At 50.2% G+C, this 13,870-nt stretch carries 10 protein-coding genes; 8 read left to right on the top strand and 2 right to left on the bottom strand.

The window, feature by feature from the left end; translation table 11 throughout:
• Positions 1–3: 3 nt before the first annotated feature.
• A complete protein-coding gene (locus tag KDM89_RS05670) occupies positions 4–1,113 on the bottom strand; it encodes an S-(hydroxymethyl)glutathione dehydrogenase/class III alcohol dehydrogenase (RefSeq protein WP_212687185.1) in 1,110 nt (369 codons plus the stop codon).
• A 180-nt stretch (positions 1,114–1,293) separates the two neighbouring features.
• Between KDM89_RS05670 and KDM89_RS05665 the strand changes: the two genes are divergently transcribed.
• The 3 genes from KDM89_RS05665 to KDM89_RS05655 all read left to right on the top strand — a co-directional run bounded on the left by KDM89_RS05665 (position 1,294) and on the right by KDM89_RS05655 (position 4,703).
• Positions 1,294–1,635 carry a hypothetical protein gene (locus KDM89_RS05665; RefSeq protein ID WP_212686973.1) on the top strand — a complete coding sequence of 114 codons (342 nt, stop codon included), beginning with the start codon at positions 1,294–1,296 and terminating at the stop codon, positions 1,633–1,635.
• Between the two features lie 319 nt (positions 1,636–1,954).
• Positions 1,955–3,001 carry an MFS transporter gene (locus tag KDM89_RS05660; protein ID WP_212686972.1) on the top strand — a complete coding sequence of 349 codons (1,047 nt, stop codon included), beginning with the start codon at positions 1,955–1,957 and terminating at the stop codon, positions 2,999–3,001.
• 388 nt (positions 3,002–3,389) lie between these two features.
• Entirely contained in the window at positions 3,390–4,703 is a 1,314-nt protein-coding gene (locus KDM89_RS05655; RefSeq protein WP_212686971.1) for a hypothetical protein, read from the top strand.
• A 264-nt stretch (positions 4,704–4,967) separates the two neighbouring features.
• Here the strand turns inward: KDM89_RS05655 and KDM89_RS05650 are convergent, their stop codons facing one another.
• The gene (locus KDM89_RS05650; RefSeq protein WP_212686970.1) at positions 4,968–6,422 is read right to left on the bottom strand and encodes a 3-hydroxybutyrate oligomer hydrolase family protein; all 1,455 of its coding nucleotides are present in this window, start codon (positions 6,420–6,422) and stop codon (positions 4,968–4,970) included.
• Between the two features lie 329 nt (positions 6,423–6,751).
• Between KDM89_RS05650 and KDM89_RS05645 the strand changes: the two genes are divergently transcribed.
• From KDM89_RS05645 to KDM89_RS05625, 5 genes are all read left to right on the top strand, one after another.
• A complete protein-coding gene (locus tag KDM89_RS05645) occupies positions 6,752–7,696 on the top strand; it encodes a TIGR02285 family protein (RefSeq protein WP_212686969.1) in 945 nt (314 codons plus the stop codon).
• A 33-nt stretch (positions 7,697–7,729) separates the two neighbouring features.
• Positions 7,730–8,980: a diguanylate cyclase gene (locus KDM89_RS05640; protein WP_212686968.1), complete on the top strand. Its 1,251-nt coding sequence runs from the start codon at positions 7,730–7,732 to the stop codon at positions 8,978–8,980.
• Positions 8,981–9,243: 263 nt separating this feature from the next.
• Positions 9,244–12,627 (top strand): metallophosphoesterase, encoded by a 3,384-nt coding sequence (locus KDM89_RS05635; protein WP_212686967.1) that lies wholly within the window; start codon positions 9,244–9,246, stop codon positions 12,625–12,627.
• 342 nt (positions 12,628–12,969) lie between these two features.
• Complete coding sequence (locus KDM89_RS05630) at positions 12,970–13,359, top strand: HPF/RaiA family ribosome-associated protein (RefSeq protein WP_212686966.1); 390 nt, start codon at positions 12,970–12,972, stop codon at positions 13,357–13,359.
• On the top strand, positions 13,356–13,850 hold the full coding sequence (locus KDM89_RS05625; RefSeq protein WP_212686965.1) for a tellurite resistance TerB family protein: 495 nt from the start codon (positions 13,356–13,358) through the stop codon (positions 13,848–13,850). Before KDM89_RS05630 ends, KDM89_RS05625 begins: the two co-directional genes overlap by 4 nt.
• Positions 13,851–13,870: the final 20 nt, after the last annotated feature.

The following is a 13,870-nucleotide window of genomic DNA, read 5'->3' as shown; positions in this document are numbered from 1 at the left end:
CGATCAGTAATGCACAACCGAGCGTATCGATTTGCCTTCGTGCATCAGATCAAAGGCTTCATTGATTTCACTGATAGGCATGGTGTGTGTGACAAACGGTTCCAGCTGAATTTTGCCTGCCATCGCATCTTCCACCATACCCGGCAACTGGCTGCGGCCTTTGACGCCACCGAACGCCGTACCGAGCCAGCGACGGCCGGTCACGAGCTGGAACGGACGGGTAGAGATTTCCTGACCCGCACCTGCTACACCGATAATCACGGATTGGCCCCAGCCACGGTGCGCCGATTCCAGCGCAGCGCGCATCACATTCACATTACCGATACATTCAAAGCTGTGATCCACGCCCCAGCCTGTCATTTCCACAATCACTTGCTGGATCGGTTTGTCGTAATCTTTCGGATTGATGCAGTCGGTCGCGCCGAATTTACGCGCCAGTTCAAATTTTTCCGGATTAGTATCCACCGCAATAATGCGACCGGCTTTCGCCATTTGCGCACCCTGCACAACTGCCAGACCGATGCCACCGAGGCCAAACACTGCCACGCTGTCACCTTCCTGCACATTCGCCGTATTTTTAACGGCACCGAGACCGGTCGTCACGCCGCAACCGAGCAGACAAACTTGCTCCGGATTTGCATCCGGATTGATTTTTGCCAGCGATACTTCGGCCACCACGGTATATTCACTGAAGGTAGAGCAACCCATGTAGTGATACAGCGGCTGGCCCTGATACGAGAAACGGCTGGTGCCATCCGGCATCACGCCCTTGCCCTGCGTTGCGCGCACGGAAACGCACAGATTGGTCTTACCGCTCTTACAGAACAGACATTCGCCGCATTCCGCCGTGTACAAAGGAATCACGTGGTCGCCCGGCTGCACGCTGGTCACGCCTTCACCGACTTCCACCACAATGCCTGCGCCTTCATGGCCCAGCACCACCGGGAACAAACCTTCCGGATCTTCACCGGACAGCGTAAACGCATCCGTATGGCAAACGCCGGTATGGGTGATTTTGATCAGCACTTCACCTTTCTTTGGCGGTGCGACATCAATTTCAACGATTTGCAGTGGTTCGCCAGCTTTAAAAGCAACGGCAGCACGGGATTTCAGCATGGTGACTCCTGAAGAAAAAAGAGGGAAATAAGAAAGCGGCGACGCTGGCCACAGGCCGCGTCACCGCTGTTCTCCGTCTGCGCTGCAATTCACACGATCAGCGCAAACCTGATTTCAAAAAGTATAGCAGAACTGGTATCAGGGCTCCGGCCATGCCCCGGTTTCAGCTTTTTTACCGTGATTACCGTGGTTGTTGTTTTAGTCTTTCTGGTCGTTCCGGTCATTTTGGCCGGCTTGGCGGATTGCGTGGATGCTTTGGATTTGGCGGATTGCCTGGTTTCAGCATTGCCGGCGATTTCGCCCCTGCTTATCCCGCCAGCGCCGCTGGCAACGCTGGAATGCTCTCCCATGCCAAAAATGCACCAATTTTGTGCAAAATGCGGTGTTCAGCACAGCACCCCGTCTGTCGTCGGCAGAAAGTCTGGCTGTCCGAAATGTACAGGTGATGATTTTTGCACAATCAAGACGGCAATCCAGCCACCGGATACCTTAAAGCCGGATCGCAACGATGTCGGCTGAGCCGCCCACCTGTGGTATCCGATCGCCCGTCCGCGCAAGCAATGTGCGGCAATCGCAGATTTATTGCTGCAAACATATCACTGTGCTAGTGTCAGTTATTGCCATTCAGTAAAGGCAAAAGATCTGAACCGCAGGCTGAAATGGCATACCGCATCAGACTAAGCGATCCGGCAGACAGATACAGGTATGCGCGGGACAAGCGCATCCGGCCGCAAGCGCAAAACCGCACGAAGAACCGGAATCAGGCACCACCACATCGCCCGCTGCACTTCCATTGAGGAAGGCGCAGCGATATCACCACCTTTTAAAATATTTTCTTATGAATATCAGCACGCTGTCCACACTGCACAGCATTCTTTTGCTCTGCTGGATTCCGATATTCTGGGTCGTTTTCAGAAAAGCCCGGCGCAGCAAACGCACGCAAAATCAGATCGTTGAAAATGTAGAGCGTGAAGGATTGCGCGACTGGTATCGCATCTACATTTCCAGAACACCTTTTTTCCGCAAACGGTTCAAATTCACTGCCTATGAAACCAGGGGTATTTTAGTCAACCTGCCGGATGGCGTCAGAGTGATTGCGGAATGGCCTTCCGGCGAACGCATCGATCAAACCTTTCCGAAATCCAGTATGCAATTACGCTGGCACGGCAACAGCGGCATCGCCAGTGCCAACCTGCACTGGCTCGCCATCGGATCGAATGACAATCCGCTGATGCTGAGCGCCGACACTGGCTTTAACGCAATCCAGTCACGCGAAGCCACCGCCGATTTGTGCCGCAGAATTGATCCTGAGTTTCGCTTACCGGGCATCGCAAAATCAGAATTCGCACTGGAAAAAAACCGGGCTTCACTGGTCATCGTAGCGATATTCTTTCTGCTGCTGGCCTTTGCCCTGATCGACGGAAAATTTCTGAATAAATATGAATGGTTAAGAACGGCTGGCACTTCATGGCTACTGATGCCGGGCATGCAAATCATCATGCTTCTGGCCTTGCCTGTGTACTGGTGGCTCAGCAAATCGAAAGTACCGGCAAGAGAATCACTGACCTTATCCACGCTGATCGCCGTTGCACTGAGCCTTGCCTACATTCCGGCAATCAAGCGCGTGGATCAGTTACTTTCCACCGATGGCCCGCAATCGTACGCCTACCGGCTGGGGGACCATGGCTTACTGACACCCGTCAGCGACGGCCCGCCGGATATTGATTACAAAAACAGAAGGGAATACTGGAACCAGTTTGAAGAAGATTCCATCCATCAGTTCAATCTGGTCCGCGGCCCGCTGGGTATGTGGCAGCTTGATCATTCTGAATTGGAAAAGAAAATGCAGCAGTTCTACGAACAACGCCGCAAGAATAAAAAGTGATTTTCCAGCCATCCGTTCACACAGAAACGGATGGCGCCACACTGGATAGTCCTGGCAGGCGTCTTTCGCCTGAAATCCGGCGTTCTGCTCATCCAAAATGTCTGGTGACATTCTCGGGAAAATGATAGAAATTGATTTTTTGTAATTTATATGTAAATTACAAAATCAATTTCTATTTCTTGGAAAGCCAATTTATTCACACCACAAAAATAACAAAAAAAATATACCAATTACCTTATGAGTATTTTATGAAAGATTAAATTAATAATAAAATATCCATATATTAATTATACGAAAAAATGTTTTTTAGCAAGCATCAATACTTACATTAAATGTCTCATATAAAATTATTACATATATCTTCAAAAATTGACGTCGGGAAAGTCTCATGAAAAGAATCAATAAAACGTTCTCAGGTGGTGAGCCAACATGGGCAAATGCGTGCGTTGGCGAAAATGGATCTCCAGGGTACTGGGAATATGCAAAGGGCTTTTCCCAAGCAGCAACTATCCTTATCGATTTAGTTATTAGTGACCCAGGAATGAGATATTCCGTTGACGAAATGGTTTATCCCGTTTGCTTTAACATGAGACACTCAATTGAGCTCCGTATAAAAGGTGCGATTGAAGAAATAATTCATCTCAGTAGCCTTAAGGAAATTCGCCTAGATTTTGACCTTGTAGGCTCACATGATATTGCAAAAATATGGAATTTTTTTAAAGAAAAATCCAAAAACTTAGACGACAGATTTGAAAATATAGTTAGCAATTTAGATGAAAAAATAATGGATATTGCTGAAATTGACGCAACTGGTCAAACATTTAGATATCCACTAGACACCAATAGCAAAAAGCATCTCGTTGATGTCAAAATAATTAACTTCGTAACCTTAAAAGAGAGATTTATAAAATTAGAGTCATCATTAGATGAATTAAATAAACTAAATGAATTTCTAAGAACAGAATATCAATGGAAATCGTTTACAAAGAAGCTTTCAAGGAAAAATTTATTTGAAATTGCAAATATACTTCCCCCTCGCAATAGTTGGGGTAGCGAAATATTTTCCAATGCAAAATCTGAAATTAAAAGTCAGTTTAAAATCGGTAGCGCAGAATTTTCTACGGCTTTAAGAATCATAGAAAAACATTATGAAATTGCCCCAAAAATCAATATTTCGATTCCACTACTTGGCGTCAATGAAAAAGATATAGGTAACTTTTTCTGTCAATGGCTTAAACAACACAAGCCTCATTCAGGCGAGGACGTTGAAAATCAGGAGGGCATTGATGAAATTCTTAGGAAAATGAAAAAAACATTTGAAATTCAAGATGATATTTGGCTCTCGGTTTTACCAGAACTTACTCCTGAAAATTTAGCGGGTTTGAATGCTCTATTTTATTTTAGCCGAGATCTAGATTTTTCAGAGTGCTATATAAAAATTTACAATAACAACCTAAATGAAGCAAAGATTTTTTTTCACAATAAAGACGAAGATAGTATAAGAAGAAAATATATACATTTATTAAATAAAACTAATGCAATTCAAGGAATTTTGAAATCAATTTACTTTTTAAAAAATTCTATAACTGCAGACAATCTCATTAAAGAACATCTATCTAACGAAAAATTTTCATGGATTGAGGAAACGCGATCAGATACTAAATTTCAAAAACCAAGCTATTGCGGATATCCAAAAGATTAGTCATTTATCTACGTGGAATGACCTAGTATTTTGTATCAACCTTCTACCGCGCCAAAGTCTGCCATAAGCAAATTAATGATAATGAAGATCAATGAATCAACACGATGTATTGACCACACTCAGGCAAGCAGTTGCTTGGTCATCCCTGAAACACCACTTTTCACCCCAAATGCGGATTTTTGCATAGCCATCCGGCGGTCGTCGGCAGAAAGTCTGGCTGTCCGTAAATAGCGGATGCAGACTTCTGCATAACGATGGCGCCAATTACGGTTGCAACAGCTGCACGCAATGACCGGGTTGGGCGGGTTGTTCGGCGATGCGTGCGCCACGCGGCACGCATTGCGCAGGTGGCAGAGTTTTCTTTTGCTCGACGGCGGCAACTAACAGATCAAACGCATGCTGGGCGTGCGGCCACATCAGTTCCAGTTGCGGGAAATCGTCGGCGAGGCTTTCGACGTGGTTGCCGTTCTGGATTTCATACAAGCGGTAAGCCGGTGCATTGCGCCCTGCCTGTGCCGCCACCTGACGTGCATAGGCGCGTGCATGTAAATCAATCGGCAGTAAGCCATCCATGGTGCCAGCCACGGTAATTAACGGACGGCGGATATGGCCGGTAGTCGCAATCGCAGCTACGTTTTTACCGACACCGGAAGCAGATAAGCGCGCCAGATAGTTGTAATTGCCGGGGCCTGCGCCATAGGTGTTGTAGTCAGGATCGAGGCGCTTTTGCCACTGGCACTGGGTTGGCTCCCAGAAATGCATGGAGTGATATGCGAGGAAGGAGGTTTTCTTACCATCTTTTTCGATGATCAGATCCGGCGGATAGCCTGCCGCCAGCAGATTGCGGGCGGCAAGGCTGTCGGCGGCGTAGCCTGAATCCTGATATGCCTGAAAATTCCGTATGGCCGGTGGTAATGCAGTCAGTAAATTCGGCCCGGGCTCGCCAACGTAGGTTCCCGCCCATTCCACGCCGCCATCAAATTGTTCCGGCGCAGATTCCACCGCACGGCGCACCTGATAACCGCCATTCGATGTGCCGACTGCATAGGTGTAACGCGGCGCTTTGCCGTAAGCAAACTGAACACCCTGACGTGCCACTCGCGCTGCCAGCACCATGAAATCGCGCCAGCGCGTAAATTCCTGTCCTGCTTCATTATCGTAGTAGCGCACATAGGTATCGGAGTCCGGCGCAGTACGACATGCGAGCGGGTCGTCAGCCTGACTGGATTGTGAACTCAGCACGCCTTTATTTTGCGAGGCATAGGCGTATCCCTTTTGCACCAGATAATCGCTCCATGCGAAATCGCCATTGAACTCGCTGCGCGCACCGGATGCACCGGCAATCACCAGACGACCGTTCCAGTCTTTCGGCAAGCGCAGCAGGAAACGTCCCTGCTGTAAAGGATCGCTGACAAAGCGCGCCTGAATCTGCAATCCGGGGACGGCTTTCAGAATCGGGGTTCTGCGGCGTTCATCCGGCATCAGAATGGCGCGGTCAGAACGCGGCATAAATGCAAACGGCGGCAGTGATTTGATCGCATTGTCTTCGGGCGTGGTGGCCGGATTGCGGGTCGTCAGATCAGCACTTTCAACGCAAGTGGCGTCCATCAGCTGGCTTGCTAATTGCTTTAACACCTGTTCACACGATGCCGTACCGGCAGCAAAGGTAAAGGTTGAGTACAACATGGCAGGAATCGCTGCCAGCACCGGTTTCCACATATCAGGCTTCCTTTTAAGAATAGGATTAACGGGATATTCAGATAAATATGTTGTTATTTCTGCATAGATTATCGAATAGCATGATAACGAATTGCCATACTGTTGACATGTTAATTGCCATAAAAATGAAAAAATTATTAATTTTCCTAAAGAAATAGCGATTAAATCCGATCTTTCAGCCATATTCAGCGCTTGCAATAACACAGGAGCAAGATTGGCACTGATATAATGCCTCGCGCCAGTTATGCGCTGCATCAGAGTCAGTCAGACCGCGCAGTGTCATCATGCATTTCAATATAAATTTTACAAATATCATCCGGATTTCTGCGATGACGATGCACGAGAACAAAAACGCTTTTCCCGCAATCAGAACCGTAAGGTCTCAGCCTGCCGGTCAACGGCGCGATCTGCGCCCTATACAAGCGATGGCTGCGTGGCTAAGTATTGCCGCCTGCGGCACCGCGCAAGCCGCCGAGCTGACCATCAGCTGGCAAATGCCGGATTTTCCGCCCGCGATTATTGGCAGCGGTCCGCATAAAGGAACCGGCTATGCCGATGTTTTTCTGCGCTATTTCATCGAACGCACGCCGGATATCAAGCATGTAATTGAGCCATCCAGCATGTCGCGGGTATTCGGACTGATGCGACAGGGTGAGCTGGTCTGTGAACCCAGCCTGATTAAAACCGCGGAACGCGAGCAGTATGTTGATTTCAGCGATCCGGTCGAATTTGTCTTGCCACATCACGTTGTGTTACCGGTCAGACTGCTGCCGAAACTGGCGCCATATCGCAATGCCAAAGGCGAAGTCGATATGAGCAAGCTGGTACACGACACCAGCCTGACCACCGTGCGTCAGGAAAAGCGCGGTTACCCGCCGCCGGTGTTGAGTGCGTTTGAAGCCGCTGCCGGACAAAAGAATATCATCGTCAGCAGTGATGACGGGCAAGCGGCGTTTCGTCAGATTTCTACTGGCTGGATCAGTTATGTCGTTGCCTATGCCAATGAAGCGAACTGGTACGCACGGCAACTGGAAACGCCGCTGAAACTGGCGTATGTACCGATTGCCGGCATTCCCGAATACACGATAGGTTACGTCGGCTGCACCAAAAGCCCGTGGGGAAAAAAAGTGATACAGCGCGTTAATGAAGTAGTGGCGAAAGCCGGAAAACGTCCGCCATGGGTGGACGCGGAAGCCGGTTTTCTGGACCCGGAAGCAGCGAAGCGGTTTGAAGTCATTTATGCGCGCCACTCACCATTTCGTCATCAAAAATAAATAAACATATTGATATTCCACGGACAACAGCAAATGAAACATCGTCTTGCACGTCGTATGCTGGCCTGGATTCTCGGCATCAGTGCCGTTGCGGCGCTGGTTGCCACATCCATACAATTGTTTTTTGATTACCGGCGTGACTTGTCCGAGCTGGAACAAGGCATGCATTACATTGAACAAAACCAGTTGCCGGGATTATCTGATGCAGCGTGGAATTTCAATATTCCCAGCATGCAACTGCAACTGGAAGGCATAGGCCGGTCGCCGTGGGTTGCCGGTGTCAGCCTGCGCTACGGCCCGCGTCAGGCCGCCGAATTAACTACTGGTCAGATCGCAACCGACAGCCATCATTTGTACACGTATGAATTACACAGAAATGATGCAGTGGTCGGCAAAATTTATATTTTTCCGAATCTCGACGTTCTGTACCGCCGGACAATCGACCGCTTTGTGGTGGTGCTGAGTACGCAAATCGGCAAATCGCTGATCACCACCATCAGCATTTTTCTGCTGATGACATGGCTGATTACCCGCCCGCTGACGCAAATGGCTGCATTTGCACAAGCCTTTCAACCGGGACAAAATTTCCGGCCTTTCCGCCTGCGCCGCCGCGAAACATCGTCGCCGGATGAACTGACGGTGCTGGTTGATGCGCTCAATGATGCCTATCAGCGCATACAAAAAGCCCACGAATTTGAAGTGCAGCATGCGGAAATCCTGAGCCGCGAAGTCGCAGAACGCACCAGAGAACTGAGCGCAGCCCATCAGGAACTGGCGCGCTTATCCGTTACCGACAAACTAACCGGTATTCTGAACCGGCTTGGGCTGGATGAAACACTGCAGTCGGCAATTACCACGGCAAAAAAAGAACAGCGTGCGCTGTCGCTGATCATCACTGACATCGACCATTTCAAGCAAGTCAACGACCAGCACGGGCATCTGACCGGCGATCAGTTACTGCAGGAATTCGCCCGCATTCTGCAACAGACAATTCCGGCGACAGCGGTACTGGGACGCTGGGGCGGCGAAGAATTTCTGATCATCTGCCCCGACAGCAATCCGGAACAAACCCGCCTGCTGGCAGAGCAACTGCGCAGCGCAGTGGAAGGCCATATCTTCCCTGTCGTCGGCCATATAACCAGCAGCTTCGGCGTCGCCAGCCTCACCGAAAACGACAGCAGCAACGATCTGCTCAGACACGCCGACAATGCCTTGTATGAAGCCAAACGCGGCGGACGTAACCGCGTGGCGGCTGCCGGGATTGCGATAACAGAGATCTGTTAGAAACAATCAACCACAGGTAAAGCCGAAGAAGAACTGGCTGAAAAAATAAATTCAAAAGAACCTGATCGCGTGTATCTCTCCGGATAATGAACTGAACATCAGGTAAATTTCATCCGGAAAATTCCCCATGATCATGGGATTGAGGTCAAATTTCCTATTCTGGCGGCCGGAAAATCCTATCCATTTGATCTGTGCATTCGTATGGAATATTAGGATATTGAAATGCTAAAATGTCACCCCCCGTTTCCAGCCCGCACCTAACAATGCCTACAATTTTACATTTGTCTGATCTGCATTTTGGTTTCGATGCCAACCCAACACAAAAAGCGCAACGCACGCTATGTTTAGATGGTTTGCTAACCTGCCTGAAGGATCCTCGTTGCTGGAAACCGGATTACATCTTGATCAGTGGCGATTTGGGTATGCGCGGGACTGCCAGCGACTATGATTTGGCTGGAGAATGGCTAAAGAAATTGTTGGCAGTTTGCGATTTGACGACGGATAAGATGCAAATCTGTGCTGGGAACCATGACAGTGATCGCAACACCGCCAAGCGCTTTGCTTATCCGAGCAGCAACGAGGCTGCCAATGATGCGCTGAGCCCACCAATTGCTGACATTCCTAACCTGAAAAGTTTCACTAATTTTATAAAATTTTGCACCGATTTCGACTTGCCGCCATTGATGTTAGGCGCCGAACAAAACCGTCTGGCCGGGATTTATGAATGGGCTGATTTGCGCGTACTGGTAATGAATTCGGCCTGGTATGCGCAAGGCGATAAAGATAAAGACAATCTCTGGCTGGGCTTGCCGCAATTGCAGGTGCTGGCGGCAGAAAATGGCTTAGCTGATTGCAAAGACGGGGTCAAGCTGACAGTAGGCATGCTGCATCATCCCTTTGACTGGTTACACGAAGAAGAAACTAATGCACGGGGGCGGGTCGATATTGACGATTTTGTCGCCTCGCGCTGCCATGTAGTATTGACTGGACATACGCATGGTAAGGTCAAAAAACCCAGCAAGGTATGTGATAAAGCCTGGCATTTTCAAGGTGGCGCGACGTTTGAGGATGGCGGGCATACAAACAGCTTCAGCTTGATACGGATTGATGGTGTGCAGGTGCAGCGTCAGCCTTGGGAATTTGATCCCGGCAGTACAGATGAGCCGTGGCGGTTAAGTACAGTAAAATCTTACCAGCTTGATCCAGCGCCACTTGGTGCAGGCATCGCGCCAATGCTCAGTCCTACCAGCGCGCCACAACCACCACTCGTACACGAAGACCTCAGCCACATCATGCAATATTTGCTGCCTGATTTGCTGGGACGTGAGCCGGAGCTAGCCAGACTGGATGCGCTATTTGAAGATCCAAACGCCAAGAAAATCGCGACCATCATCGCTTTGGGTGGCGAAGGCAAAACCTCGTTGATGACGAACTGGGTTTACACCCGTAAAAATGCGGGTTGGCCAGGCTTGCAAAAAGTCTTTGCCTGGTCGTTTTACAGTCAGGGTTCCAGCGACCAAAGTCAGGCCTCCTCAGATTTATTTTTACGTGCTGCGTTGAAATTTTTTGGCGAAGCGGATTTCGCTGATAGCCAGGCCAGCCTCTACGAAAAAGGCCAAAAACTGGCTGACTGCTGCAAGAAAACTAAGTCCCTGCTCTTGCTCGATGGTTTGGAACCTTTGCAAATGCCGCCCTCCAGCCCGGAGCGCGGCAGAATCAAAGACCCAGGCATAGAAGCCCTGCTCCGCCATTGGGATGGCCCCAGCCTGTGTGTCATCACCAGCCGCTATGCGCTGGATGACCGTTTCACCGCCCACGTAGAAAAAATCTACTTGCCCGCCCTGCCTCTGTCTGCCGCAGTTGCGTTACTGCGCAGTCTAGAAATTAAAGGGCCACCGCACGAACTTGAGGCTGCCGCAAATGAAATGCGCTGCCACGCCCTGGCCCTGCGCATCCTCGGCTTGTATTTAAAAGAAGCCCATGGCGGCGACATCGCCAAGCGTGATCTGGTCGATTGGCAAATTGCCGATGAGGAAGAGGGTCACGGTCATGCCTTCCGCGCGATACGCGCCTATGCACAATGGCTGAATCAGGATGAAAAATATGGCAAACAAGCGCTGGCGATTTTGTACATACTCAGCCTGTTTGATAAACCTGCCAGCCGTGGCAGTATTGAATGCCTGTTGCGAGGTGAACCGATCGAGGGCGTAACAGATGCCCTATTCAGCACCACGCAAAAAGGCCGCAAAAAAGTCCACACACCCTTGCCGCCAAACATCCTGCAAACCCTGCTCAGCCGCTTAGAGCAAGCCAAGCTGATCAGCCAAAGCAAAGACACACAAAACGAATGGCATAGCCTGGACGCCCATCCCTTGCTGCGCGAATACTTTGCACGCGAATTGCAAAACTACTGCCCGCACGGCTGGCGTGAAGCGCACAAGCGGGTATTTAACTATCTGTGTAAAAACACTCCGGAAAAAACACAACCCACACTGGAAGATTTATTGCCGCTGTATCAAGCCATGATGCATGGCTGTGCGGCGGGGGAATTTGCAAAAGCGCTGGATGATGTGTATCGCAAACGCATCAAACGCGGCAACGAAAATTACAGCATCAAAAAACTTGGCGTTTATGCCCACGACCTGGCCGCCATCGCCCATTTTTTTGAGCCCGGTTGGCGCGCACTACAAGAGGAAGCAGTCAAGCAAATCCCCGATGGCAAACAGGCTTGGCTGTTTGCCGCAATCGCGTTTCGCCTGCATGCGTTGGGGCGTTTGCCAGAATCTCTGTCCTTGATGGAAGCAGAACTTGCCATGCGTGTGCCGCAAGAAAATTGGAAAAACGCCGCCATCACCGCCAGCAACCTCAGCCAAACCCGAGCACTGCTCGGCCACTTGCCAGCCGCGCTAACCATTGCCCAACAGGCGTTGGACTATGCAGAGCAAAGCCAAGACGCCATTCAGAAAATCGTAAGGCGCTGCAACCTTGCCTGGCACCGCTTTTTAAGCGGCGACAGCGCCAGCGCAGTGCGCTTGATGCAGGAAGCCGAGTGCTTGCAAGCGGAAAACCAACCAAAATACCCGCTGCTGTATTCGTTGCGAGGTTTTCAGTATTGCGAGATCCTGTTGGCGCAGCAAAGCAGCGCGGCGGAGGTGGTCAAGCGTGCGCAGCAGACTTTGGCCGTGGCGGAAAGCCAAAATTGGCTGCTAGATCAGGGCCTAGACCACCACACTCTAGCCAAATGCCAGTTGCTGTTGGCGCGCGCCGCGCAGCCGGACCCTGCCGCCTGCCTGAACGCAGCGCTAGCCCACAACCAGACTGCCTTACGCTTGATCCGTCAGGGTGGTCCCGCTGATCACATCATTCTCGCCCTGCTCACCCATGCCCGCATTCGATGTGCTTTACAAGCCCCCGCCGCCGCGCTGGTGGCGCTGAACGAAGCCTATGCCATCGCCCACCGTTGCGGCATGCGACTATACGAAACTGATGCCCTGCTGACGAGGTTGGAATTGTTTGGCGCGACCCAGCCCTACCCCTGGCCAGATTCCTCCCCCGCCCAAGACCACCAACGTGCCGGAGCACTGATTCAGGAATGCGGCTATCGCTTACGCCAGGCTGAGTGGGAAAATTTACGTTCTTCAAACTGAGAAATCCGAATTCACCGGGACAACACAAGCATGTACCGCCCTTGATATTAATCCACTTAGTTGAGTGAGTCGGGCTGGTACTGCTTCAACAGCTATCCTTAGGTATAAATTTATTCCTGCTGCTATCAGGGACACGAGCCCTTCAGACGCACCAATTTCCGCGCCCCGTATGCCCCCCCGCACAAAGGAAATTCCGACGCCTGCCCAGTCCATTTCAAGCTACTAAATAACTCGAAATTTTCGAGCAATTCTGTCCGATTAATCGATTTGAAAGAGCATTGACTGATCCCTACACTAAGGAAGTCACACAACTGCGTCTGACATTTTTACAGGAGATCAGCAATGCATATCGACATCCACGCTCGCGGCTTTGAACTCACCGAAGGATTACGTGAACATACGTTCCGCCGCTTAAAGTTCGCTACTGACTGGGCACTCGACGAAGTGCGGACGGTGAAAGTCAGACTCTCGGATGTCAACGGACCACGTGGTGGCGAAGATAAACATTGCCTGATCCAGATTCCTCTGGCTGGCCGTCAGCAAATTCTGGTACACGATACGGAAGCGGATATGTATGTTGCGATTGACCGTGCCATCGGGCGGGCTGAGCATCTGCTGTCAAAACGTATCGGTCGTAAGCGGGAGCACAGCCATGTACAGCACAAGCTCTGGTCTGCACCGGTTGCAGACGACAGTGAGATTTCTGATACCGAACCCAAGGCGAGGGCATGATGCGAAGCTATGAAAAAGACAGTCCGCAGGCGATGGCAAGAATCGTTGCGCTGGCGATGCTGGTAGATGGCGGTCTGGATAAATCGGAACTGGAACTGGTGGCGGGATACGGCATCGTCCGTAAGCTGGGTTTAAGTGAAGATGAATTCGAATCTATCGTTCATATTCTGTGTGAAGATATTCTGACTTGCGGGACGCGCTACGGTCAGATTGAAATGACGATAGATCAGATTGACAGTTTGCTGGCAGAAATTGAAGACCCGCAATTGCGTAAATTATTGCTGGCGTGGATGGTGGCGATTGTGGATGCCGATCAGCGCGTCAGCGATGGTGAAGCCGTACTGATTTCAAGGGCGCTTGAACGCTGGACGCTGGATCTGGTGACTTTAGGCGATGCCAGGATGAGTGAAGTGCATTCTGTGGCAGCGCCGGAATTCTCCAGTCCGTTTCCGGCTAAGCGCCGCCCCTCTATCCTCGAAACTCACTACTGAAATAAAGCCTGATATTTTGC

The sequence above is a fragment of the Cognatundibacterium luofuense genome (genome assembly GCF_018139685.1).
Classification (GTDB): domain Bacteria; phylum Pseudomonadota; class Gammaproteobacteria; order Burkholderiales; family Burkholderiaceae_D; genus Undibacterium; species Undibacterium luofuense.
Note: the sequence above shows the minus strand (reverse complement) of the source record. Positions and strands in the feature narration are given on the sequence as shown.

Coding starts and splice junctions, on each gene's coding strand:
- KDM89_RS05625 (WP_212686965.1), top strand. CDS start 13,356: ATGATGCGAAGCTATGAAAAAGACAGTCCGCAGGCGATGGCAAGAATC.
- KDM89_RS05660 (WP_212686972.1), top strand. CDS start 1,955: ATGAATATCAGCACGCTGTCCACACTGCACAGCATTCTTTTGCTCTGC.
- KDM89_RS05645 (WP_212686969.1), top strand. CDS start 6,752: ATGACGATGCACGAGAACAAAAACGCTTTTCCCGCAATCAGAACCGTA.
- KDM89_RS05635 (WP_212686967.1), top strand. CDS start 9,244: ATGCCTACAATTTTACATTTGTCTGATCTGCATTTTGGTTTCGATGCC.
- KDM89_RS05655 (WP_212686971.1), top strand. CDS start 3,390: ATGAAAAGAATCAATAAAACGTTCTCAGGTGGTGAGCCAACATGGGCA.
- KDM89_RS05630 (WP_212686966.1), top strand. CDS start 12,970: ATGCATATCGACATCCACGCTCGCGGCTTTGAACTCACCGAAGGATTA.
- KDM89_RS05640 (WP_212686968.1), top strand. CDS start 7,730: ATGAAACATCGTCTTGCACGTCGTATGCTGGCCTGGATTCTCGGCATC.
- KDM89_RS05650 (WP_212686970.1), bottom strand. CDS start 6,422: ATGTGGAAACCGGTGCTGGCAGCGATTCCTGCCATGTTGTACTCAACC.